Annotated in this window: 21 protein-coding genes; 7 read left to right on the top strand and 14 right to left on the bottom strand. The window is 29.8% G+C overall.

Features of this window, described 5'->3' with window-relative positions; genetic code table 11:
* Nucleotides 1-75: 75 nt before the first annotated feature.
* Nucleotides 76-1,680 carry a peptide ABC transporter substrate-binding protein gene (locus BEE63_RS15735; protein WP_066022297.1) on the bottom strand — a complete coding sequence of 535 codons (1,605 nt, stop codon included), beginning with the start codon at nt 1,678-1,680 and terminating at the stop codon, nt 76-78.
* A 162-nt stretch (nt 1,681-1,842) separates the two neighbouring features.
* Here BEE63_RS15735 and BEE63_RS15730 point away from each other — a divergent pair, with 162 nt between their 5' ends.
* The gene (locus BEE63_RS15730; RefSeq protein WP_066022296.1) at nt 1,843-2,037 is read left to right on the top strand and encodes a hypothetical protein; all 195 of its coding nucleotides are present in this window, start codon (nt 1,843-1,845) and stop codon (nt 2,035-2,037) included.
* Nucleotides 2,038-2,228: 191 nt separating this feature from the next.
* On the opposite strand, the gene gatB is transcribed toward BEE63_RS15730, so the two are convergent.
* The 10 genes from gatB to BEE63_RS15680 all read right to left on the bottom strand — a co-directional run bounded on the left by gatB (nt 2,229) and on the right by BEE63_RS15680 (nt 14,681).
* The gene (gene gatB / locus BEE63_RS15725; protein ID WP_066022295.1) at nt 2,229-3,656 is read right to left on the bottom strand and encodes an Asp-tRNA(Asn)/Glu-tRNA(Gln) amidotransferase subunit GatB; all 1,428 of its coding nucleotides are present in this window, start codon (nt 3,654-3,656) and stop codon (nt 2,229-2,231) included.
* Between the two features lie 19 nt (nt 3,657-3,675).
* A complete protein-coding gene (gatA, locus tag BEE63_RS15720) occupies nt 3,676-5,133 on the bottom strand; it encodes an Asp-tRNA(Asn)/Glu-tRNA(Gln) amidotransferase subunit GatA (RefSeq protein ID WP_066022294.1) in 1,458 nt (485 codons plus the stop codon).
* Between the two features lie 19 nt (nt 5,134-5,152).
* Nucleotides 5,153-5,440, bottom strand: a complete 288-nt coding sequence (gatC, locus tag BEE63_RS15715; RefSeq protein ID WP_066022293.1) for an Asp-tRNA(Asn)/Glu-tRNA(Gln) amidotransferase subunit GatC — start codon at nt 5,438-5,440, stop codon at nt 5,153-5,155.
* 275 nt (nt 5,441-5,715) lie between these two features.
* Nucleotides 5,716-5,988 (bottom strand): hypothetical protein, encoded by a 273-nt coding sequence (locus BEE63_RS15710; RefSeq protein ID WP_066022292.1) that lies wholly within the window; start codon nt 5,986-5,988, stop codon nt 5,716-5,718.
* 74 nt (nt 5,989-6,062) lie between these two features.
* Nucleotides 6,063-8,075: an NAD-dependent DNA ligase LigA gene (gene ligA, locus BEE63_RS15705; RefSeq protein WP_066022291.1), complete on the bottom strand. Its 2,013-nt coding sequence runs from the start codon at nt 8,073-8,075 to the stop codon at nt 6,063-6,065.
* Between the two features lie 34 nt (nt 8,076-8,109).
* Complete coding sequence (locus tag BEE63_RS15700; protein WP_066022290.1) at nt 8,110-10,374, bottom strand: ATP-dependent helicase; 2,265 nt, start codon at nt 10,372-10,374, stop codon at nt 8,110-8,112.
* A 122-nt stretch (nt 10,375-10,496) separates the two neighbouring features.
* Nucleotides 10,497-10,796: a YerC/YecD family TrpR-related protein gene (locus tag BEE63_RS15695; RefSeq protein ID WP_066022289.1), complete on the bottom strand. Its 300-nt coding sequence runs from the start codon at nt 10,794-10,796 to the stop codon at nt 10,497-10,499.
* A 289-nt stretch (nt 10,797-11,085) separates the two neighbouring features.
* On the bottom strand, nt 11,086-11,811 hold the full coding sequence (locus BEE63_RS15690; RefSeq protein ID WP_066022288.1) for a pseudouridine synthase: 726 nt from the start codon (nt 11,809-11,811) through the stop codon (nt 11,086-11,088).
* A 70-nt stretch (nt 11,812-11,881) separates the two neighbouring features.
* Nucleotides 11,882-12,577 (bottom strand): lytic transglycosylase domain-containing protein, encoded by a 696-nt coding sequence (locus tag BEE63_RS15685; RefSeq protein ID WP_066022287.1) that lies wholly within the window; start codon nt 12,575-12,577, stop codon nt 11,882-11,884.
* Nucleotides 12,578-12,680: 103 nt separating this feature from the next.
* A complete protein-coding gene (locus BEE63_RS15680) occupies nt 12,681-14,681 on the bottom strand; it encodes a triple tyrosine motif-containing protein (protein ID WP_066022286.1) in 2,001 nt (666 codons plus the stop codon).
* 224 nt (nt 14,682-14,905) lie between these two features.
* On the opposite strand from BEE63_RS15680, the gene pulA reads away from it, so the two are divergent.
* Nucleotides 14,906-17,068, top strand: coding sequence for a type I pullulanase (pulA, locus tag BEE63_RS15675; RefSeq protein ID WP_066022285.1), 2,163 nt, complete (start codon nt 14,906-14,908; stop codon nt 17,066-17,068).
* Between the two features lie 82 nt (nt 17,069-17,150).
* Here pulA and BEE63_RS15670 read toward each other — a convergent pair whose 3' ends face one another.
* Complete coding sequence (locus BEE63_RS15670; protein WP_066022284.1) at nt 17,151-18,503, bottom strand: glucose-6-phosphate isomerase; 1,353 nt, start codon at nt 18,501-18,503, stop codon at nt 17,151-17,153.
* Between the two features lie 288 nt (nt 18,504-18,791).
* Between BEE63_RS15670 and BEE63_RS15665 the strand changes: the two genes are divergently transcribed.
* From BEE63_RS15665 to BEE63_RS15650, 4 genes are all read left to right on the top strand, one after another.
* Nucleotides 18,792-19,070 (top strand): STAS-like domain-containing protein, encoded by a 279-nt coding sequence (locus BEE63_RS15665; protein WP_066022283.1) that lies wholly within the window; start codon nt 18,792-18,794, stop codon nt 19,068-19,070.
* 416 nt (nt 19,071-19,486) lie between these two features.
* Nucleotides 19,487-19,696 carry a hypothetical protein gene (locus tag BEE63_RS15660; protein ID WP_066022282.1) on the top strand — a complete coding sequence of 70 codons (210 nt, stop codon included), beginning with the start codon at nt 19,487-19,489 and terminating at the stop codon, nt 19,694-19,696.
* A 26-nt stretch (nt 19,697-19,722) separates the two neighbouring features.
* Nucleotides 19,723-20,007, top strand: a complete 285-nt coding sequence (locus BEE63_RS15655; protein WP_081312577.1) for a spore coat protein — start codon at nt 19,723-19,725, stop codon at nt 20,005-20,007.
* Between the two features lie 293 nt (nt 20,008-20,300).
* Nucleotides 20,301-21,290 carry a sugar kinase gene (locus tag BEE63_RS15650; RefSeq protein ID WP_066022281.1) on the top strand — a complete coding sequence of 330 codons (990 nt, stop codon included), beginning with the start codon at nt 20,301-20,303 and terminating at the stop codon, nt 21,288-21,290.
* A gap of 164 nt (nt 21,291-21,454) precedes the next feature.
* Here BEE63_RS15650 and BEE63_RS15645 read toward each other — a convergent pair whose 3' ends face one another.
* Both BEE63_RS15645 and pgmB read right to left on the bottom strand, forming a co-directional pair.
* Entirely contained in the window at nt 21,455-23,752 is a 2,298-nt protein-coding gene (locus BEE63_RS15645; protein ID WP_066022280.1) for a glycoside hydrolase family 65 protein, read from the bottom strand.
* Nucleotides 23,753-23,787: 35 nt separating this feature from the next.
* Nucleotides 23,788-24,438: a beta-phosphoglucomutase gene (pgmB, locus tag BEE63_RS15640; protein WP_066022279.1), complete on the bottom strand. Its 651-nt coding sequence runs from the start codon at nt 24,436-24,438 to the stop codon at nt 23,788-23,790.
* 528 nt (nt 24,439-24,966) lie between these two features.
* Between pgmB and BEE63_RS15635 the strand changes: the two genes are divergently transcribed.
* Nucleotides 24,967-26,271 carry an ABC transporter substrate-binding protein gene (locus BEE63_RS15635; protein WP_066022278.1) on the top strand — a complete coding sequence of 435 codons (1,305 nt, stop codon included), beginning with the start codon at nt 24,967-24,969 and terminating at the stop codon, nt 26,269-26,271.
* Nucleotides 26,272-26,407: the final 136 nt, after the last annotated feature.

Raw genomic sequence — 26,407 nt, 5'->3', positions numbered from 1 at the left:
ACCATTCACTAGATACAATTTAAGTTATACGTGTTCCAAAATGATAGTACAAAAACATTATGGTGCATGTATAACTTAATAGTTAAACAATGTATTTACTATTAGTTCACCATATTTATTTTCTTTTAAATTTTTAAATTTTTCTTTTCTACATACAACGTTATTTTTAAGTGCTATTGGAACGACAGGTAAATCATTTACTAGCTGCTTTTCCATATTTTTTAATGTATTATCATTATCTCCGTTCAAATTGTGAAGGTAATACACATAATCATCATAATTTAAATTTTTATAATTTAAATTTTGAGGTGAATTTGAATCCCACATTTCAAAGAAGCTAACTGCGCTATCATACCATATATTGTAATCACCAAAATAAACATCATACTTTCCTTGCTTTATAATTTCATTTAACTCCTTATAATCATATCCCTCTATATCAAAATTTATTTCAGACTTATTTTGACTTTTTAATTCTTCATTTATGCTGTGTACCATCTCTTCACATACTTCTCTGTTTAAGTTATTTTCTCTATAAACGATTTTAATCTTTTGACTTTCGGAGTATCCACTTTTATCTAAATTGTCCATACTAGATTTTATATCTAAATTTTTAAATAAATTTTCGCAATCTCCCGCTTTAAAAAGCTCATATGGAACAAACGTGTTTTCGCTAGTAACAATATTACCTGGTACGGAATTTACTATCTTATCTCTATCTAAGAGGCATGTTACAGCTTTTCTAAAATTAATATTGCTGCAAATACTAGGCTTATTCAAATTAAAATAAATAGCTAAGGTATCCCATGTCCTAAATATTCCTACCTCACCCTTATCTTTTAATTTAGATATTTCACTTAAAGGAGGATTTAAAAATATATCTACATCTTTTGAATTTTCAAAATCAGTAACAGCATATGCACTTACATTTCTTTCATCATGGTGATATTTCATCTTAAATTCATTTAATTTAATACTATCTTTTAAAAAATAGTTATCATTTTTCTTAAGTAAAACAGTATTACCGGAAATTTTTGAAATTGAATATGGCCCAGAATAACTTATCTTAGAATAATATTTAGTCCAATTTTTTAAATTTGCATCTATTTTACGCACATTGTATATTGGTTGGGCTAACTTTTTTAAAAAATAGCTGCACGGAGAATTAAGCCTTATTCTGATGGTGCTATCATCAATAACATTTATAGCTACTTTATCAAAGGATGTTTTTCCTTTAATGTAATCATCAACACCATATATACAGTTCAAATCATACCCATATAATTTTTTATTTTCGCAAGATAGTATTTGCTTAAAAAAATCATATATATCATGCGCTGTCATATTATCCGAATTACTCCATTTTAAACCGTTCCTAATATGAAAGGTATATTCCATACCATCTTGTGATATAGTCCATTTATCAGCTAGCCCTGGCCTTATTTGCATAGTATTATAGTCTTCATATACAAGTCCTGAAAATAACATATTTAATATCTCATTATTTTTTACATTTTTAGAATCAATCGAGTATAAATCTTGAGAAACTTCTCCAATGTCATAGACTAAGTATTTTTCTTTTTTCCCTGCACTAACACTTTTTTCTTTTTTTTCTACACAGCCTACTAATATAGAACTAATAATTAAAAATACACTTAATACTTTAATAAAATTCTTCATATATATATCTACCTTTATACATAATTTATTACCTACATATAATTATTTCCACTTAAAAGTTAAATAAACATTTTTAATGAATATTATGGTATAATATACGTGTAAAATTGTATTATAAAAGCAATACTAGTTGAGATAATTTATAACTTTGGAGGTACTAAAATGCAACTTGCTTTAGAAATAGCTGGCTTGTCAGCAATACTTATATTTGTTTTTATTGGAATATGGAGCTTTATATTATTTAACAAAACTTTAGGGCAGCTAAAATATCAAAACTATCTATTAGAAAAATTAATACAAAGTTTTATTATTTCTAAAAGCAACGATACAGCAAAAGATGATACTGAGGAAGATTAACTATTGGTTTTATATTCTTAGATGCATTTTAAGTATCAAATTAATTTACATAATTATAAATTGCAAGAAATGCACTTTACTAAAATCCAGTTTTATTTCTTACAAAATCACTAAAAAATACAGCAGATTTAATATGTACAAAATTATTAAATCTGCTGTATTTTATTTATCAATATTCTTTTAAATATAGTCTATTTATTAAGCTCTTGGGTCATAAGTTTATTTACCATTTTAGGATTTGCTTTTCCTCTTGTCTTTTTCATAACAAGACCTATTAGGAATCCTATAACTCTATTTTTTCCATTTTTATAATCCTCAATTGAATTAGGGTTTTCGCTTAAAACTTCTTTTATAACCTTTAAAATATCATCCTCATTACTATTTTGAACAAGACCTTCTTCTTCAATTATAACCTTAGGCGATTTACCAGTTTCAAACATCTTTACAATAACTTTTTTACCTATAGCATTAGATATAGTTCCCTTATTGATAAGAGATATAAGCTCCGCTAATTGATCTGGTGTGAATTTCAAATCTTCAACCCATACATAATTTTCTTTCATTATCTTCGAAATATCACCCATGAGCCAATTTGATGCGCTTTTAGCATCCTTGCTTAACTTAGCTGTCTTTTCAAAAAAGTCAGCCATAGACATAGTAAGTGTTAAAACTGATGCATCATACTTAGGTATATCAAATTCTTTTATAAACCTTTCCTTCTTCTGATGTGGAAGTTCAGGTATAGTCTTTCTTATACTTTCAATCCATTCATCACCTATATTTAAAGTTACAAGATCACCTTCTGGAAAATATCTATAATCATTTGCCTCTTCCTTACTTCTCATTGGGGCAGTTTCATTTTTATCATTATCCCATCTTCTAGTTTCTTGAACTAATTTCTCTCCGCTTTCTATTGCTTTTACATGTCTCTCATATTCATAATTAAGTGCTTTTTCTACTTCTTTAAAGGAGTTTATATTCTTTATTTCAGTTCTGACTCCAAATTTATTTGATCCTTTTTCCATTACTGAAACATTTGTATCACATCTAAGTGATCCTTCCTCCATTTTACAATCAGATACACCTATACATGAAAGTATGCTTTTAAGCTGTTCAAGACATGCAACAGCTTCTTTAGGGCTTCTCATATCTGGCTTTAAAACTATTTCTGCAAGTGGAACTCCACATCGATTAAAATCTACTAAACTTCCTGCATTAGTATGTAAAAGCTTAGCTGCATCCTCTTCTATGTGTATTCTTTCTATACCAATTCTCTTCTTTACTCCATCTTCAAGTTCTATTTCAACATATCCATTTGTGCATAGTGGCAACTCATCCTGAGTTATCTGATAGTTTTTAGAGTTATCTGGATAAAAAATATGTTTTCTATCCATCCTGCTAATGTGTGTTATTGAACAATTTAAAGCCAAACCAGCTTTAATACCATATTCAACTGCCTTTTTATTTATATGAGGAAGCGAACCTGGAAGTCCCATGCATACAGGACAAACGTGCGTATTAGGCTGACCACCAAATTCTGCAGTACATCCACAGTACATTTTTGTCTTTGTAGCAAGTTCAGTATGTATTTCAAGACCTATAACAATTTCATATTCCATTACTTTTCACCATCCTTACCTATATACTAGCTATCTTTTCGTGCCATTTAGTAGATTGCTCATAACTATAAGCTAAATTAAAGAGTGTGTCCTCTCTAAAATAGTTTCCCATTATTTGAAGACCAACAGGAAGACCTGAAACAAATCCACATGGTACAGATATTGATGGAATCCCTGCTATATTTACAGGTACAGTATATATATCAGACATATACATTGAAAGTACATCTTTAGTCTTTTCACCTATCTTAAATGCTGGTGTAGGTGTTGTAGGTGTAATAATAGCATCAAACTCATTAAATACTTTTGTAAAATCCTGTTTTATTAAATTTCTTACCTTTAATGCTTTTTTATAATATGCATCATAATACCCTGCTGAAAGAACATATGTACCAAGCATAATTCTTCTCTTTGCTTCTTTTCCAAACCCCTTGCTTCTAGATTTAACATACAAATCAATTGGATCTTTGGCTTCCATGTCCCTATAGCCATATCTTACTCCATCAAATCTAGCAAGGTTAGAAGAAGCTTCTGCTGATGAAATTATGTAATATGCAGCAAGTGCATAATCAGATAAAGGAAGTGAACATGCTTTAACTTCTGCACCATTTTCTTCAAATACCTTAATTGCCTCTTCAACAGCTTTTCTTACTGAATCATCTAAACCTTTTTCGAAGAATTCCTTAGGAATACCTATCTTTTTGCCTTTAATATCCTTATTAAGATTCTTTGAATAATCTTGAACTGGCGTATCTACCGTTGTAAAATCCATGTTATCAAGACCAGCAATACTTTGAGTTAAAAGGGCACAGTCCTCTACATCTCTTCCAAACATTCCAACTTGATCAAGTGTTGAACCAAAAGCAACAACTCCGTATCTTGATATTCTTCCATAAGTAGGCTTTAATCCAACAAGACCGCAAAAAGAAGCTGGCTGCCTTACAGAACCTCCTGTTTCAGTACCAAGTGCTAAAGGAGCCTCAAGTGAAGCTACAGCAACAGCAGATCCTCCCGAAGAGCCTCCTGGAACTCTCTTAATATCCCATGGGTTTTTAGATATTTTATAAGCACTATTTTCTGTAGAAGATCCCATAGCAAACTCATCCATGTTTGCCTTTCCAATTATAATTCCATTATTTTTTCTTAAATTCTTTGTTACTGTAGCATCATATGGAGACACGTATCCTTCAAGTATCTTAGATGCACACGTATTTTGCATATTTTTTACGCTTATATTATCTTTAATTATAACAGGCACTCCTGAAAGTCCACTTAAGGTTTCACCCTTTTCAATTTTTTCATCAAGTACCTTAGCACTATTAATTGCCTCATCTTTGGCAACATAAAGCAGTGCATCTACCTTTTTATCCACTGCTTCAATTCTATTAATAAAAGCATTAGTAACTTCTTCAGCCTTAACTTCTTTTTTAGAAATCATGTCTTTAAGTTCATGTGCTTTCAATTTATAAAGCTCCATACTTATCCCTCCTTGAAAATTATTCTATTATCTTAGGTACTACTATATATTCCTCAAGATTTTTAGGTGAATTTTTAATGACATCCTGTAAATTCATAGATTCTTCAACTTCATCTTCCCTAAATTTATTTTCAATATAATATGGGTTTACAATTATATCCACATTATCTGTATTAAGTTCATTTAATTTATCCACATACCCAAGTACACTGTTAAGGTCATTTATTAATCCTTTCTTCTCATCTTCATTAAATTCAAGCCTTGCAAGTTCAGCCACGTATTCAACATCTTTTTTAGAAACAGACATAATATACCTCACTTTCTTTATTATCCATAATAAAATATATCAAATTAAATTATACAATTATTATCATATAATCTCAAATTTTTTTAAAATTATTTAAATACAAAATAGCCAAATATAAAAAACCTTAATAAATGACATACTTAAATCGATAAATACTAAATCAAGAACTCCGCACATTCCCCTATTATATTTATCATCTGCCATTCATTAAGATTTTCACGTTAAAAAAATTCATATATGTATAAAACATAATATTCAATTTTACACATTAACTTTTAGAATACTCCAACATACATAAAAAAAGCAGTTCCAAGCGCTATGGCCGTGCAGCATAAAGAATAAATTAAACTCTTTATCTTGTCAGTTTTGTCATAAATCTTCACAGCCCAGATAAGCATTGTAAATATCATAAAACTTTGAAACATTTTGTAATTGTTAAAATATTGTATAGTAAATAACTGATATGTAGTTAAAACAGTAAAGATTAGAGCTAATGTAGTTAAAGAGACAGACAACCATCCTAAACATTCTATTGTTTTTTTAACCATATTATTTCCCCCTAACACAACCTCTTCATATATTATAACAATTTTTATTATTTGTAAACAGTTTATTGTTCAATTTACATATTATTTAAAATTTCTTCAAACTCTTCTTCTGTTAATATTTTAATACCTAGTTTAACAGCTTTATCATATTTAGAGCCAGGATTTTCTCCAGCAATAACATAGTCAGTTTTTTTGCTTACACTTCCCGCAACATTTGCGCCAAGCTTTTCAAGTTTATCTTTTATTTCTGTTCTACTATAATTTTGAAGGCTTCCTGTTGGAACTACCGTTTTACCAGTAAAAGCATTTTCATTAACATCATTCTCTTCATAAAATGGTGTTACACCAAGCTCAAATAATTCATTTATACTCTTTTCTATACTTTCCTGTTTAAAGAACTCAACAATGCTTTGAGCAACAATATCTCCTATATCAGGTATTGAAACAAGCTCTTCCAAGGATGAATTCTTTATATTTTCAAATCTTTTAAAGTGCTTTGCAAGATCTAAAGCTGTTTTTTTGCCAACGTTAGGAATTCCAAGCGCAAACACAAAAGATGCAAGATCACATTTTTTGCTCTTTTCTATTGAATTTATAAGATTATTAGCTTTTTTATCCTTGAATTTATCAAGTCCCATTAAATCTTCTTTTTTTATTCTGTACAAATCAGATATACTTTTTATATTTAATTTTTCAAATAATTGTTCAGCCGTTTTTTCACTAAAACCTTCTATATTCATAGCCTCTCTGCATGCAAAATGAACTATACTCTTAACCATTTGTGGTTTGCAGGATAAGGTATTTTCGCAAAAAAGATGCACACCTTCTTTTACAATCTCGCTACCACAATAAGGACACTTTGTTGGTGCTTCTATTTCCTGTACATTCTCATCAATGGAATCCTCTACTACTCCCATTATTTCAGGTATTACATCATTAGATCTTCTTATAAAAACTCTTGCACCTATTTTAACTTTTTTTCTTTTTATATCATCCATATTGTTAAGAGTAGCCCTTTTGACTATTACTCCAGCTAATTCAACAGGCTCCAAAATAGCTACAGGACTAACTCTTCCACTTCTTCCTACATTCCATTCAACTCCTAAAAGTTTGGTTGTAGCTTCTTCTGCTTCAAATTTATAAGCTATTGCCCATTTAGGAAACTTTATAGTATATCCAAGGTAATCTCTTGTTTTGTAGTCATTAATTACAATTACAACACCATCAATGTCATAATTCAATTCACTTCTTATTTTACCAATATACTGGATTTCATTTTTTATCTCTTCAAGAGTTGTGCACTCTTTCATATAACCATCTTCCGGGAAACCCATTTCATTTATGAAATTCATCATCTCTATATAAGTTTTAAAAGGCTTCCCCTCGTTATATCCCACATCATAAAAAAATGCAGATAAATTCCTTCGTGCAGTTTCACGAACATTAAGGTTTCTTAAAGCTCCAGCAGCACCGTTTCTCAAATTTTTAAGAGGCGTTTCAGCCATTTTGTTGTACTCCTCAAAAGCTTCTTTAGTCATTATTGCTTCACCATGTACTTCAACTACCGAACTATTATTTATCTTAAGAGGCAGTGACTTAATAGTTTTAGCCTGATTTGTTATATCCTCACCAATGACTCCAGTTCCTCTTGTAGCTGCTTTTACCATAACACCGTTTTCGTCATATGTACAATTAATAGTTAATCCATCAAACTTTTTAGTAAGTACATACTTTAATGGAGGAAGTTTGTCCTCATGGTTAAGATTATATTCATCTACCGCTTTTTTATTCCTATTATGCCAGTCAATAATCTCCTCAAAACTCTGTGCCTTGCCAAGGCTCCAGAGTTTATTTTTATGTGTATATTTTTCAAATTGCTTAAGAACAACATCTCCAACCCTAACCGTAGGAGAATATGGATATGTAATTCCAGTATCCTTTTCTAATTTTACAAGTTCATCATACTTTTTATCATATTCTTTATCAGCAACAACAGGATCATCAAGCACATAATAGCTATATGAATATTTGTTTAATTCCTCTATAAGCTGCTTCATTTTTAGAATTTTTTCATCTTTTTCACTCATATTCATTACCTCATTCCAATATTTTATAAATGTGCTATAGAAGCTGCAGCGGTGCCATATCAAGTCTCAAATTCTTTATGCCCATGTTTTCAAAAGCAATAGTCAAATTTATATGTCCATCTATCTTATTTGTAGTTATTATTGTTCCCTTACCGAATTTCAAATGAACAACTTTAGCTCCTTTTACAGCATCCTTCTCACTTAAAGCCTTGGATTTATTATTTTTAGCTTCAATTGACTTTTTAATCATATCATTTTTTGAAGTCTTGTGTTGCTTAAAACCAGAAAATAATAAATTTTTAGGTGGAATATCATGGGTATTAGAAAATAATCCTGTAGTATCTCTCTTAGTATGCTCACCATCGTCTAAATTTACGTATTGTTTTAAATTTTCATCTATTTCATTTACAAAATCTGATTCCTCAAATGCTTGAATTCTACCAAATACTCTTCTTGTTTTTGCTGAAGTCATATATAATTTTTCTTTAGCACGTGTTATTCCAACATACGCAAGTCTTCTTGATTCTTCCATTTCGTATTCATTATTAAATGAGGCCATTCCAGGGAATATTCCATTTTCCATACCTGCCATGAAAACAACAGGGAACTCCAATCCCTTTGCACTGTGAACTGTCATCATAACAACAGTATCAGCATCCTCATTATAATTATCAACATCAGCCACAAGTGCCGTTTTCTCTAAAAATGCTGCTAATGTTTTATCTGCTGAAGTTTCTTCAAAATCAACTGCTGCACTTACTAATTCTTGTAGGTTTTCTATTCTTGCCTTATCCTGAACATCCTCTGATTCTTTAAGTTCTTTTAAATAACCTGTTTGATCAAGTATTTCTCTTATTAGAACCGATACACCTATTTCGTCTTTTCTTCTAATAAAGCTATTTATCATTCCTGCAAATTCTTTAATTGATGAAATTGCCCTTTTGGATATACCAGGTACATTTTCCACATCCAAAAGTGTATCATATAAACATTCATCAACCTCATCTGAAAATTGTTCAAGCTTTGATACTGTAGTCTGTCCTATACTTCTCTTTGGTACATTAATTACTCTCCTAAGACTTACATTATCAAGAGGATTGCATATAAGTTTTAAATACGACATTATATCTCGTATTTCCTTTCTGTCATAAAACTTAAGTCCTCCTATAATTCTATAAGGTATATTTCTTTTTATGAATACATCTTCAAAAATACGCGATTGAGCATTAGTTCTATATAAAATTGCAAAATCCTTATATTTTCTTTTCTCTTCTTTTATACCTTTAGCTATAACAAAAGATACAAAACTTGCCTCATCAATATCGGTTTCTCCCCTATATATCCTTATCTTATCACCATCTTCACTTCTTGTCCTAAGGCTTTTTAAATGCTCATGGGGATTATTTTTAATAACTACATTTGCAGCTTTAAGGATGTTTCCTTTAGATCTATAGTTCTCCTCTAGCTTTATTATAAATGCATTTTTATAATCTTTTTCAAAATTTAATATATTCCTTATATCTGCACCTCTCCAGCCATATATACACTGATCATCATCGCCAACTACACATAAATTTTTGTGTGCTGAGGCCAAAAGCCTTGCAAACTCATATTGAGATTTATTAGTATCTTGATACTCATCTATCATTATGTACTTGAATTTTCTTTGATAAAAAGCTAAAACTTCTGGACACTTATTAAATAATTCTACTGTTTTAAATATCAAATCATCGAAATCCAGAGCATTATTTTCCTTAAGTTTTTTCTGATACATTAAATATACATCAGCTATTTTATTTAGCTTAAAATTATCACTGTTTTGATTTTTATACTGATTTGCAGTTATCAATTTATCCTTTGCAGATCCTATTTTAGATGTTATTTCTTTTGCTGTTATATCCTTTTCATTTATTCCTATTTGTTTAATACATTCCCTAATTAAAATTTTCTGATCATCACTGTCATATATAGTAAAGTTTTTATTGTATCCTATCTTATCAATTTCTCGTCTTAATATTCTTACACATGAAGAATGGAATGTAGATATCCACATATTATCAACTTCATTTCCACCTACAAGTGCTCTAACCCTGTCCTTCATTTCCTTAGCTGCCTTATTAGTAAACGTTATTGCTAAAATTTGAGATGGATAAATTCCAATATCCTCAATCATATGCGCTATTCTATATGTAAGTACTCTCGTTTTTCCACTTCCAGCGCCTGCTAATATGAGAATAGGTCCATCTATATGAGTTGCCGCTTTATATTGTTCATCATTAAGCAGTTTTTTTAAATCCATAAATTACTCCACTCCTTAATATACTATCTTATTTTATATTATAACATTTAAAAAAATATTTAATCACCACAAACAAAAATCAGTATAAGTTAATCTGCTCATACTGATTTTTTACTTATATATCATTTATTTTTTAATCTTTTTAAAACTATATTATATCCATCACTGCCATAATTAATGCACCGATTTACCCTACTTATAGTTGCCGTACTTGCTCCTGTTTTATCTGAAATATCAGAATATGTATGTTTTCCCTTCAGCATCTTAGCTACCTGAAGTCTTTGTTCTATAGTTTTAATTTCATTTATAGTAAAAATATCATCAAAAAATCTATAACATTCTTCTCTGTTTTTTAGAGTTAATATTGCATCACATAAAAAATCTACAGTTTCACTTTGTAATTTTGATTCAAATTGGGACATGGTACACACCTCTTTCAAAACTATAGCATAATTTTATCATTATTTATTTAAAAATTCCACAAAAGTTTTTTACCATTTTCACCTTAAATCTTAATATAATGCAGCTTTATTTAAATAATAATAAGCAAAATAAAAGACAGCCCTTGGGGCTGGGCTGTCATAATAAATAAAAAGGGGGCTATTCATTCTTTTTATTTATCTTACATTCCTATTATAGTAAACAGTTTTAAAAAAATCAATAGTAGATTTAAACTTTATTATAAATAAATTGTTAACGTAAAAATTCAAATCACATTTTGACCTTTTCTCTTATTTTTTTTAATTCGTCTTCTGTAAGTTCTCTGTACTCTCCCTCTTCAAGGTTTTCATCAAGCTTTATACCTCCAAAACTTGTTCTCTTAAGATAAGTAACCTTTTTGCCTAAAGCCTCAAACATTCTTTTAACCTGATGATATTTTCCTTCTTTTATGGTAACCTTAACTTCTGCTTCGTTTTCTAAGTTATTTAAAATTTCAAGTCCAGCACTCATGCACTTATATCCATCGTCAAGAACTATACCATCCTTAAAAGCATCAATGTCACCTTGATCAACAGCGGAATTTATTTTCGCATAATATACTTTGTTAACATGCCACTTAGGTGATATCAATCTATGATTTAAGTTCCCATCATTAGTTAAAAAAAGAAGTCCCACAGTGTCCTTATCTAATCTACCTATGGGAAATGGATTAAAGGATTGATGCTGAACCTCTAGAATGTCTATTACTGTTTCATCATGGTCATCAAAAGTTGCAGAAATTACTCCATCTGGTTTATTCATCATTAAATATATGTATTTCTTATATGCTACTTCTTCACCATTTATTTTTATAATGGAATTTTCAGGATCTATTTGCTCATTATTATTTTTTATAACGATGCCATTTATTTGAACTCTTCCACTCTTTATTATCTTTTTAACATCTTTTCTAGATCCGTACCCCATATTTGATATAACTTTATCCAATCTCTCCATATTTTTTCCTTTCCTTTGATATATTAAAAATCCCATAGAAAACTAATATATTTTTCTATGGGAAATTATTTTACGAATTATAATATCCTAAAACTTTAGAAACATAATTTCTAGTCTCAGACGGAAGTTTACTTATGTTACCACCACTATTTTGAACTGCTCCCGGACCAGCATTATAAGCTGCAACCGCAAGCTTCATATCCGAGAACTTATTTAAAAGTTCTTTAAGATATTTAGTTCCACCATCTACATTTTGACTAACATCATAAGGATTAGATACTCCTAGTTCACTTGCTGTACCAGGCATAAGCTGCATTAATCCCTCTGCTCCCGCACCAGAAGTTGAGTTAGGATCAAAATCAGACTCCTGCCTTATTACAGACATTATAAGTTTCTTATCTACGCCATATTTTTTCGATGCTGCATCTACTGCCTGATCTATAGAAACATTTCCCGAATTAATAGTATTTTTAGCATACTCAATTGATTTATTCGTATTCATATTATAGCCCTTATTATACCCAAGATTACTTAAATCACTATCACCAAATATACTATCCAATTTACTTGAATCAAATGTACCATCAGGTTGCTCTATGGAACTCATAAGACTGCTCATTACCATTTCAAATGGATTAATATTATATCCACCGCTACTACTATCACCTGACATACTGGATGTCGAACTTTGAAACATCTGATACATCATCTGAAGCTCCAATAATCTTTGAGCATTTTGGACATTAGAATCATTGCTTACAGCCACAATATCACCTCTCAAATGAATTTTATACTTTATTAGTTATCGTTTTAATCATATAATTCTTTATATAGATAAACCTGTTAAATTTATTTACATAAAGCATATATCATACGTATAATTCTATTATATCATAATCTTCATAGGAACATTTACTAAATTGACTTTTGCATAAAACTAAAACTCTATATCTTCCACTATTAAATATCATAAAAGAGTAAAAATTTTTTCTACTGTATTTTTGCATAAGTTTCCATTCGCCATTTTCCATAAGATAAAACTCATATAAATTTTCTTTTCCACCATTACATTTAACCCTAAAAGTCACAGTTTCATTAACCTCTGGATTTGACTTATCACATAAAATTTTAGTATCTGTTATAGGAAGAAATTCATGTACAAAAAAGCTTAATGTCTTTTTACTATCGTATTTTTCACTGCTTCTCTTACTCCTTGCAAACACATCAATTGTATATTTTCCAGGACTTTTAGGTATAAACATAAATTGCTTGGAATCTTTATATTTTGTATCTTGAATCATTCTGCCATCTACCTTAAGTACAAATCTTATAAGTGAATTTTTAGTATTTTTTAATATTGTATTAATATCTACTCTATTTCCTACCATATAATAATTACTATTATTAATAAGCACATAATCTATAAATGCCGGCATGTATTCTAGTACCTTTAGATAAATTTCATCGTGCACATCATAATCCTTGTCGGAGTATTTATCCTTTACATATACATCCACTTTATATATACCAGGAGTATTTGACTTGAACTTTATTACATTTGATTCTGCATAATCTAATTTTCCTACTCTTTTACCATCTCTTTCTATAGAGAATCCATACTTTAATTTAAATCCGCCTTCTGCATTAACCTTTATTCTTGCAGTCTTTCCAATTAAAATCTCATTTTCAGTATCAATATCAACTCCATTTATTTTAACAGGTTCACGCTTTATTTTGTCAATTACAAAACTTATTTTTTTAGTATCCTCATAACTATCATTACATGATTCATCCTTTACAAAAAGAGTAAGAGTATATTTTCCTGGTTCACTGCCTTTCCATACATATGTATTATCATATATGTACCCACTATCCTCATTACCTTGCCCTTCAATAACATACCTATAAAGAAGCTTTTTTCCACCAGATACCACTGCCTTCAAATTCACATTGGTTTTTATAAGCTGTGGTGAACTTAAATCAGTAGTAAAACTCTCAATTTTTACTTCTCTATATTTTTTCACATTATAACTTATAAGTGCTCTATCATCAAATTCATTTTGAGAATACATGTCTTTTGCAAAACATAATATCTTAAAATCTCCAAAACCATTTTCGGTATAGGTTAGTATTTTTTTTGTAGAATAATCCTGAAGACATTTTACACTTCCATCCTCATCCATCTTCATGAATTTATATAAAATCATTCTATTATCTTCATGAACTGCCTCAATTTCAAATGTAATTTCACTGCCAGAAAAAAGCTCTTCATTAAGGCACACAAAATTCCTTATCTGAACTTTGTTTGTCCCCTTGACTTCATATTCTACTTCTTTCTCTGAGTCAAATTCCCTAACAGAGTCTGCTTTCTTACACTGAGCTACAAGAGTATATTTTCCCGCTCTAGAAGGTGTCCATGATATGTCATTCTTGCATCCATAATCCCTTAAAATTTTCATGTCTGAATCATGCTTTATAAAATACCTATAAAGTATGTCTTTATCTAATACAGTGTCAATTCTAGCATTTAATTTTTCGCCCAAAATCAAATTCTTTTTATCAACAATAAGAGCCTTAATAATATTTTTATACATATCACCTATTATATAATCCTCTTTCAGCACAAATTCAAATGACTTCCCACCATCCTGTGATATCTGCACCATTATTGTATAAACTCCATCTTCTTCTGGAGTCCATATAATTTCAGTATCTTCTGAAAAATCTTTAAGTATGTTCCACTTACCATGAGAACCCTCAATGAACTTATATAAGAATTGGTTTTCCTCTGTTCCTTTTACAGATATTTTTACCTCTTCATGTTTTTTTTGTGGGCTTTCTTTATCAAATTCAATAAAAAAATTGCTCATAAAATCATCCCCTGAAATTTGAGTATAAGCACGTTAAACCCCAAAACATATATGTAAATTTTTTAGTACTCATTTACACATAATGCACAAGTCAAACTACTTCCTCTTATATTATACTACATTCCCATAATTTGTCATATAATTATTTACTTTTCACACTATTTTTTATATTATATATATATGTAGCTAATTAATCAACAAATAATTTTAATACGGAGGAAATAATGAATATTTATAATGCATTAATCACCAAATTTAATGAAATCCAATTTAAATTTGATGATTTTAACTCATTTCTTTTATCCAAGATTACACTTAAAAGCAATGGTACTTTTGTTAAAATAAATGAATATAAAATATCAGGTAACACAGTATGTCTTTGTGTAGACAATATTAACATAAAAGAGAATTATTATGTATGTTATGATTCTATGACAATAAAATGCAGTTACTTCAAACTATTTAGTACTAAAGAATTTAATGATAAATATGCCTATCACGGAAAACTAGGCGCTATTTACTCAAAGGAGAAAACTACCTTTAGGGTTTGGTCTCCTGGTGCATCTAACATAAATCTCCTACTATATAAAACTGAAGATTCAAAATCAAGTGAAGCACCTACTTCTATAAAACTAAATGAAACTAGAGGTTTATGGGAAATAACTTTAAAAGGTGATTTTAATATGTTTTATTACACCTATGAAGTTACAATCTATAACGAAACTAAAGAAGTAGTAGACCCTTACGCAAAAGCAGTTGGCATAAATGGATTAAAGGGTGCCATAATTGATCTTTCCGTAACAAATCCTCCTAACTGGAATGAAGATACTTCACCACGTAACATTAAATCTTTTACGGATGCCATACTATATGAGATGAATATTTATGACATTTCAATAAATCCGAACAGTGGTATTAGTCATGCTGGAAAATACTTAGGCCTTTGTGAGGAAAATTCAAAAACTGCAAATAATGTTCCAACAGGAATTACTTATTTGAAGGACTTAGGAGTAACTCACGTTCAAATAATGCCTATATTTGATTTTTCCTACAGAAGCGTAGATGAAGAAAATCCATCAACCTATAATTGGGGGTATGATCCGCAAAATTACAATGTTCCAGAGGGAATTTATGCAACAAATCCTTATGATCCTAAATGTAGAATTTTTGAACTTAAAACTTTAATAAAAACGCTCCACAAAAACGGCATATGTGTAAATATGGATGTAGTTTTTAATCACCTATGGAACTCAAAAGAAAATAGCTTTGAAAAATTATTTCCTGAATACTATTTAAGACGAAATGATGATAATGGTTTTTCCAATGGAAGCGGCTGTGGAAATGATACTGCTTCTGAAAATTACATGTTTCAAAAATTCATAATGGATTCCATTAGATATTGGATTAAAGAATACCATATCGATGGATTCAGATTTGATCTTATGGGACTTCATGATACAGATACAATGAATAAAATAAGAGAGGAACTAAGTAAAATAGATAAAACCATAATGCTTTATGGTGAAGGCTGGGACTTAAATACTAGCCTTCCACAAGATAAAAAAGCAATAATATCAAATTCGTCTAAAATGCCTAAAATAGGATATTTCAATGATGTTATACGTGATGCTTTAAAGGGAAGTGTCTTCAATATATCAGATACAGGTTTTATAAGCGGTAAGCCTAATTTAGAAGAAAAAATATTATATACATCTTTAGGTGGTACATTTAATACCTTCTCATTTAGTAAAATGTTTTTATCTCCTAATCAATCTATAAATTATATTTCCTGTCATGATGGCAATACTTTATACGATAAGTTATGCGCGTCGAATCCTCAAGATAATGAAGTCATCCGTACAGATAGAATTAAATTTGCTCTTGGAATAATTTTAACCTCACAGGGCATCCCTTTCCTTCAATGCGGTGTTGAATTTGCAAGAACTAAAAACGGTATTGGCAATAGTTTTAACGCACCAAAAGAAATCAACTGGATAGATTGGGAAAGACGTGATAAATACGAAAGTTTAGTAAATTATGTGAAAGGACTTATAGCTTTTAGAAAATCACACCCCGCACTTAGATTTACTTCTACCTATCAATTAAAAGAACATATACAGGTTTTAAACAATATGCCTCCAAATTCTGTAGGCTATGTACTTAAAAATCATGCTAATAATGACAATCTAAATGATATAATGATAATCTATAATGCAAACATTAACCCCATTGAAATACCACTTAAAAGTAGCTGGGATGTATGTATTAATAAGTATACCGCTGGAAATTCAAATCTTGGAAAAGTATCTGAAAAATATACTGCTGAAGGCTTGAGTGTAAATATTTTATATAGAGATAAAAGTTTTAACCTTAAATCTATATTTTAAATCAAAGTAATATATTAGAAACAGTTAAAATAAAAGTGATGAAATTAACAAGCTTGTTAATTTCATCACTTTTACAATTATATTATTTTATCTTTGCTTTAAGTTCTTCAGTCATATTTTCATATCCAGGTTTTCCAAGTAAAGCAAACATATTTTTCTTATATTTTTCAACACCTGGTTGATTAAATGGATTAACTCCTAAAATATATCCGCTTATGCTGCATGCCTTTTCAAAGAAATAAACCATATATCCAAAGTAATATGGAGTAAGTTCTGGAACATTTACAACCATTACTGGAATTCCGCCATCATGGTGTGCCAAAACAGTTCCCAAAAATGCCTGTTTATTAACAAAATCCATAGTCTTATCTGCTACGAAATTTAATCCATCAAGATTTTCAGCATCTTTCTTTATTGATATTTCTCTTCTAGGCTTTACTACATTTATGAAAGTTTCAATTATATGTCTTCTACCCTGCTGTATGTATTGTCCCATTGAATGTAAATCAGTTGAGAAATCTCCTGCTGCAGGGAATAATCCTTTATTATCTTTTCCTTCACTTTCACCAAATAATTGCTTCCACCATTCTCCAAAATAATGAAGACAAGGTTCAAAATTTACAACCATTTCTATGGCTTTGCCCTTATTATAAAGTGCATTTCTAGCTGCTGCATACTGATATGCTTCATTTTTATCAAGATCAGGTTCTGAATACACTTCTCTAGCTTTAGCAGCACCTTCCATCATTTCATCTATATTTACACCTGCAACTGCTATAGGTAAAAGTCCAACTGCTGTTAAAACAGAATATCTTCCTCCTACATCATCAGGTACTACAAAAGTTTCATAGCCTTCATTATCTGCTAAAGTTTTTAAAGCACCTTTTTTAGCATCTGTTGTAGCAAATATTCTTTTTTTAGCTTCCTCTTTTCCATATTTCTTTTCAAGTAATTCTTTAAATATTCTAAAAGCTATTGCTGGTTCAGTTGTAGTTCCAGACTTAGATATTACATTTACAGATATATCTTTGCCCTCTACTGCATCAAGTAAATCAGCCATATAAGTTGAACTTATATTGTTTCCACAGAAAAATATTTCAGGGCTCTTTCTTTTTTCTTTAGAAACGCTTGCACTAAATGAATGTGAAAACATTTCTATAGCTGCTCTTGCCCCTAAATATGATCCACCTATACCTATTACAACAAATACATCTGAATCATTTCTTATTTTATCAGCTGATTTTTTTATTCTTTGGAATTCCTTTTTATCATAATTTACGGGAAGATCTACCCATCCTAAAAAGTCATTTCCTGCACCAGTTCCTTCATGAACTTTTTTGTGGGCTGCTGCAACCGTAGATTTTAAATTTTCTAGTTCTGAATCCATGAGATAAGGTTTTGTATTTTTTAATTCTAAATTAAAACACTCTGACATATATTTCAACCCTCCATATTTTTTCATATAGTGTCCCCGTCTTACAGCTTAATATACATATATTACAACTTTTCTGCTTCTAATTATTATGTATAAATTAAACTTTAATACAGTTACTCTATATTTACTTTCTAATAGCAATTTTAGACTATATAATAAAATAAATCAAGATATTACTTTAATGCAAAAAATTTATTTGTTAAAAGTTTGACAAGTGGTTTTAACTGTTATATAATAGTTTTATAAAGAAGATAAAATTATTTTAATCTTTGATTGGGGGTCAAAGCCATGGAAAAAGTAATTAATGTAAAGAGTATAATAGGAACTAATTTTTCGTGTCAGGATGCTGTTTTGCTTAAGAAGGACATTTTAGACGGTAGAAATGATAATATAACTTTGGATTTCTCTGGATTAGGAAATGTTCCCACAACATTTTTCTATAATTTGTTTTCCGAACTGTTATATATCAATAATAGAAAATATATATCAGATCACATCAAAGTTAAAAATTTAGCAAATATAAATGATTACTATAGAGTAATAAACGGAACTACCATAGCATCTTAATTTTTTCTGCTGCTGTCTTATTTTAAGACGGCTTTTTTTATTTTGGCTATGTTTTAAATAAGTGTTGTTTTTTACACTTATTTAAAACATAGCTTCCTTTAGTCTTCTTAGCTATTTTTAAAAAAATGTTGATATAATGTGTTGTCATTTATGGACTCTTAGGAGTGTTCATTTATAGTTTGCGTAATTTTGACTAGGACAGTCAAAGCCATTTAGGCATCAGGATGATGCATCTAAATGGGTATCAAATTATAAATAAACAATTCTTAGAGTCCATTAATGGCATAAACCTATATAAGCATTCTTTTAAAACATAGCTTTTATTTTTTGTCTTAACATAATTTATACATAATTTAATTTGTCTATGTTAATAATAATTGTCGTAGGATTATTAAAAAATTAGGAGGATTGTTATTATGTTAAGTACTCAAAACAAACAAATAGAAAGCAACAATCTAAAAATAATAAAAGATAATTTAACTCACGAAGCACTTCTAAATAAGAAGTTCAATCAATTTTCAAGTATGTGTTCAGATTCAAGTTTAAAAACACTTTTTGATGAAGGCTGTCAGGTGCATAAGCAAAATTTTAATTCTTTAAAATCGTATCTTGATTCACATCAATAATAATTAATAATACGGAGGTATTTAGAATGAATAGTACAATGATGTCAACAATGACTGAAAAAGATTTCGCAGAAGATGCATTAACTTCTGAAAAACAACTAATATCATCTTACAGCACAGGAATCACTGAATCTTCATGTATGAATTTAAGAAATGTTTTAGCTAATAATTTTAAAAGCAGCGAAGAAATGCAATATAAAATTTTCGATACTATGAAACAAAAAGGCTGGTATCAAACTAAAGATGCCCCTGACAATGAGGTTCAACAAGTTAAAAATGATGCCTGCAATTTATCAAAGGATATAAGGTAATCATCACCACCAATAAAAGGTCATATTATCTATTAAATTTAAAATTGCTCAAAACACCAATTATAGAGCCATACTATATAAAGTATGGCTCTATTGTATTAAGAAGTTTTTTCTTTCCAGTTAATTTCTAAAATTAATAAAAATATATATTTATTGATAACAAAGTATGTAAACCGGTTAACAAAATATATTGAATTTTATAATCATTTAATATATAATCAAATTGCAGTATAAAGTTTTTACTACATTATTTGCAAAAATGTTTTTTTATAATATTAGAAGGAGTGACTTTAATGGGTAAAATAGTAACTTTGGGAGAAATAATGCTTAGGCTTTCACCAGCAGGTTATGATAGATTTGTCCAAGCTAAACAGTTTAATGCATTTTATGGTGGAAGTGAAGCAAACGTAGCAGTCTCACTTGCCAATTTCGGTAAGGAAGTTAGCTATGTAACTAAGCTTCCAGAAAACGCAATAGCACAGTGTGCAATAAATGAACTAAGAAAATACGGTGTTAATACAAATGATATAGTAAAAGGCGGAAACAGAATTGGCCTTTATTTCTGTGAAAATGGAGAATCACAAAGACCAGCAAAACTTGTTTATGACAGAAAAGATTCTGCAATAGCACAGGCTAAAAGAGAAGATTTTGATTGGGATAAAATATTTGATGGAGCAGATTGGTTCCACTTCTCTGGAATAACTCCAGCACTTTCAGAGGAATGTGCAAAAATAACTTTAGATGCAGTAAAAGCAGCTAAGAAAAAAGGATTAACTATAAGTGTAGATTTAAATTACAGAGAAACTCTATGGGATGCTGCTACTTTCAGCAAAGCAATAAGGGAACTTTTAGAATACTGTGATGTAGCTCTTGGAAGCATAGAAGAAGCTCAAATGGCAATAGGTGAAAATAGTAATGCAAACTGCAATGATTTACTAAAAAAACTTGTAGAAAAATTTAATCTTAAATATGCTACAATTATATTACGAAACCGATTTACAGCAGAAGATGTAGATTGGACAGCTGTACTTTATGATGGAAAAGATTTTTATAATTCAAAGAAATATGATATACATGTTGTTGACAATATAGGAGGCGGCGATGCTTTTGCTGCATCACTTATATATGCAATAACATCAAAACTTTCAAATCAAGAAATAATAGAATTTGCAACAGCAGGATCATGTTTAAAATACAGTATGAATGGTGATGTTAACCTTTCAACAGCAGATGAAGTTATAAATCTTATGAACAGCGATGGCTCAGGAAAAGTAAGTAGATAATAGACACTACCATACAAAACTCTTTAATATATAAAAAACTGTTTCAAAATTAAATTTTTGAAACAGTTTTTTATATTATTATGCCAAATAAACTTTTAAAATAATTTTTTACATTACATGGATAATCAACTTGAATACATACTATACAATATTATATTCAATTATCATATGGTAATACTTTTTAAAGCATGTATATCATATATTTTATCATTAACTAATATTTTCATTTCAGTTTTACTTTCATTATCTATTTTTATTCCATCACTATCTACAGTTACTTTAATTAATGTATCTCTAAACCTGACTTTAAATGAAAAGAGTTTCCATGTGCTTGGTAAAAATGGATTAAGTGAAAGCATATCATTCTTTACTTGGAGTCCTCCAAAACCCTGTACCACAGACATCCAGGTTCCAGCCATACTTGTAATGTGGCAGCCATCATCTGTGTCATTATTATAATTGTCTAAATCCAGCCTAGCAGTTCTTAGATATAGTTCATATGCCTTATCCTTCTTATCAAGTTTAGCCGCCAAAATGGAATGTATACATGGAGAAAGTGAGGATTCATGTACAGTTCTAGGCTCATAGAAATCAAAATTTCTCCTTATCGTATCCTTATCATAAAGGTGCTGAAAGAAATACAAACCTTGAAGTACATCTGCTTGTTTTATAAAACACGATCTTAAAATTCTATCCCATGACCAATGCTGATTAATAGGCAGCTCTTTTGGATCTATATCCTTTACTAACAGCTGTTCTTTATCCATATATCCATCTTGCTGCAAAAATATATTTAATTTTTTATCAAATGGATAATACATATTATTTATAATATCATTCCATTTGTTTATTTCTTTGTCCTCAATTTTTAATCTTTTAACCACTTTTTTATATTCTGAGGTTGCTTCACTTTTCAAAGCTTCTAATACTTTTAAAGTATATTCTAAAGTCCATACTGCAAGCCTATTTGTGTACCAATTATTATTCACATTATTCTCATACTCATTAGGTCCTGTTACTCCTAAAATTACATACTTATTTTTATCCTGAGAAAAGTTAACTCGTTCCTCCCAAAATCTAGATATTTCAACTAATACATCTAATCCATACTCACTTAAATAACTTTTATCTCCTGTATAATTCACATAATTATATATTGCATATGCTATAGCACCATTTCTATGGATTTCTTCAAAAGTGATCTCCCATTCATTGTGGCATTCCTCACCGTTCATTGTTACCATTGGATAAAGAGCACCTTTTTTTAATCCAAGTTTTCTAGCATTTTCCTTGGCCTTTTCAAGATGTTTATACCTATAAATCAAGAGATTTCTTGCAATTTTCTTGTCTGCTGTGGCCAAGTAAAAAGGTAAGCAATATGCCTCTGTATCCCAATAAGTACTTCCACCATATTTTTCACCTGTAAAACCTTTAGGTCCAATATTTAATCTATCATCTTCTCCTGTATACGTTTGATTTAGCTGAAATATATTAAACCTAATGGCCTGCTGAGCAGCTACATCACCTTCTATTATTATGTCACTTTCTCTCCATTTCTCATGCCAGGCTGCAGCTTGCTCATCAGCCATTACTTCAAAACCTTTTGCATAAGCCTCTTCAAGAACCTTTTCTCCTGCACTTATTAAATCATCTACTTTAAAATCTCTCGATGTAACATTAGAAACATATTTCACTAAAGTTACTGTTTCATTTTTCTCTAATTCTAATTTCACTGTACTCCCAATAAACTTTTCTCTTCCAAAATTCTCAGCAGCTACAGTGTCCCTTTTACCCTGCCTCATAATATCATATCTCATAGAAGAACAAAGATAAAAATTTGACTTTTTCGTTTTTATCAAAAGGTATCCTCTATCACTATCTATCTTCTTTGAAACTTCATCCCAAAACTTTTCATCATAATTGGCATCCGTATTTTTTATATCTCCATCAAGATAAGGCTCAAAAATAACTTCACCACTAAAATTAACTGGGGTTATGGAATATTTTAATGCTCCTATTTCTTTATTAACAATACTTACAAACCTCTTAGTTTCAATTTTTATTATCTTACCATTTTGAAATTCAGCAGTTACTATCCTATAAAGATATCCATCATGCATATTAAGCACTCTTTTAAATTCTTTAACTTTACACTTTGAAAGATCAAAATTTTCTCCGTCAATTTTAACTTTTATTCCAATCCAGTTTGTAGAATTTAGTACTTTTGCAAAATATTTAGGATATCCATTTTTCCACCATCCAACTTTCGTCTTATCAGGATAATATATTCCCGCCATATAGCTACCTTGCAGAGTATTTCCACTATAATCTTCTTCAAAGTTCGCTCGCTGACCCATATATCCATTTCCAATACTAAATATACTCTCAGCAATTCTATTATCTTCATCATTAAAATTATCCTGTATAATATTCCATGGATCTAACTTAAAATATTTTTTCAATTTAATTCACCTACTTTCACTAAATTTTATAACCATTATAAGTAGTTAAACGTTTCAAGAGATACATCAAGTAAAGATTTAACAACAATATTAGCTTTACCTAATATCTTTTTATCTCCTATACCAATCGAATACATTCCAGCATTAGTTGCAGCTTCAATTCCAGATTTAGCATCCTCAAAAACAACGCAATTCTTTGGATTAATATTGAGTTCACCTGCCCCAAGCAAAAATACCTCTGGATTGGGTTTGGCATTTTTGACCTTATTACCATCAATTATGGCATCAAAATATTCTGTTAGTTTAAGTCCATTTAGTATTGTCATGGAATTTTTACTAACGGAACCAAGTGCTGTCTTTATTCCATTATTCCTAACAAGCTCTAAAATTTCCTTAGCACCAGGAAGAATTTCATCACTTTTCATATTTGAAATATATTCCCTGTACCAATTATTCTTTTTCTCTGCCAATTTGATTTTTTCATCATCAGTAGCTTTAATTTTGCCAATATCCAAAAGTATATCTAAAGACTTCATTCTACTTATACCTTTTAATCTTTCATTTTGTTCCTTAGTGAACTCAAATCCTAATTCCTTAGCCAGCTTTTTCCATGCCATGTAATGATATTTAGCAGTATCAACAATAACACCATCTAAATCAAATATACACGCTTTTATTTTATCCATCAACCATCCTCCTAATATCATAATTTAAATAGCCATACTTTAATAAACACTAATCTTTACATTTTTCATAGCATAATCTTCAAAGTAAATATAATTAGTATTACAATATTTTATGCTTTTTATTGTGCAACCGATTGCATATTTTGTTCATTATAAAACACTTTTTTAAGCTAGTCAACAATTTCACATATGATTTTTTTCAAATTCAACTATTAATACACATTATGGGAAATATACTGTAATTACTATATATGTAGTATATTATAACCTTAGCTTTACTACACTTTTTAACCTAAAACATTTTATATACCACCTTAATTCTATTATCAAGTTCATTGCACTTAAAAATCAATTGTTATTTTTTATGAAATTTCTTCATATTAAGGATTTATATAGTCATTCTCTTGTAATCCATTACATTATATTAATTTTCCTATTCAAGGATATATTTGACATCAATAAATAAATAAAATATAATATACACAAATGCAAGCGATTGCACTATTTATTATTATTGGAGGGATATCTATGAAAAGAATCAAAAGCCTAATGGCACTTGCGTGTGCATTTACATTAACTACAGGATTACTTACAGGCTGTGGGGGCAGCAGTAGTTCTTCAAGTGATGTAAACTTCACTATATTCCAATTTAAAGTTGAATCTAAAACTGCTCTTGAGAAGGCTGTAAAGGATTACGAATCAACACATAAAAATGTTTCCATAACTGTACAAACTGTTGGAGGCGGTCAGGATTACGGTGCAGCCTTAAAATCAAAGTTTTCTTCTGGTGATGAACCTGCAATATATAATATTGGTGGTCCACAGGACGTAAAAGATTGGAAAAACAAGCTAGAGGATTTATCCAAAGAGCCTTGGGTTTCTAAAGCATATGATGGAACTTTAGATGCAGTTAAATCGGAAAATAAAATTTATGGCTTACCATTTGATATGGAAGGTTACGGATTTATATATAATAAAGCTATCTTTAAAAAGGCTGGTATTGATACTTCCACTATAAAGACATACTCAGATCTTGAAAAAGCAGTTCAGACATTAGATTCCAAGAAAAAGGAATTAGGACTTGATGCCGTATTTGGAACCGCTGGAAAAGAATCTTGGATTGGCGGACTTCACGATTCAAATGTTCCACTTGCATTAGAATTAAAGGATAGTGTTTCAGCTTATAATGCAAAAACAATAAACTTTACTTACGCTAATGGATTCAAAAAAATAGTAGATATACAAAATAAATACGCTTACAAACCAGATGGGACAGATAAATCCATTAATAGTGTTGATTACTCAACTCAAGTTGAAAAATTATTCTCTTTAAATAAAGTTGCCATAATAGAGCAAGGTAACTGGATTTATTCTACAGTTTCAGGAATAGATAAAAATGTAGCTAACAATATGGGATTACTTCCATTGCCAATAGATGGCTCTGATAAACAAGACTGTGTACCTGTTGGTGTTCCTATGTACTGGGCTGTAAACTCTAGCAAAGATGCTGCAACTAAAAAGGCGGCAAAAGACTTCTTAAATTGGCTCTATACTTCTGATAAGGGTAAAAATTTAATAATAAACGATTTTAAATTCATACCTGCATTAAAAGGTTATGATGCTGCAAACTTACAACCCGTTGATCCAATATCTAAAGAAATAAATAACTACTCTAAAGAAGGCAAAACAATACCTTGGGTATTTATGGGATATCCTACTGGTTGGGGTCAAAACAAACTTGGTTCTGACTTACAAAAATACACAGCTGGAGAAATGACTTGGGATAACTTAGTTAAAAACGCAAAAGATACTTGGGCTGCTTCAAGAAAATAATTTTAAAAGTAATAACATTTTGAAACATTAAATAAAAATCATAAGTCTAAGCTCCGAATTATAAAAATACCAAGAAATTTTAATAACTCGCTAAAAAAAAGCTCAAACAAATTAAAATTTCTAAGTCTTTTTATAA

The sequence above is a fragment of the Clostridium pasteurianum genome, from assembly GCF_001705235.1.
Lineage (GTDB): Bacteria > Bacillota > Clostridia > Clostridiales > Clostridiaceae > Clostridium_S > Clostridium_S pasteurianum_A.
This window is presented reverse-complemented; position numbering and strand designations above follow the sequence as displayed.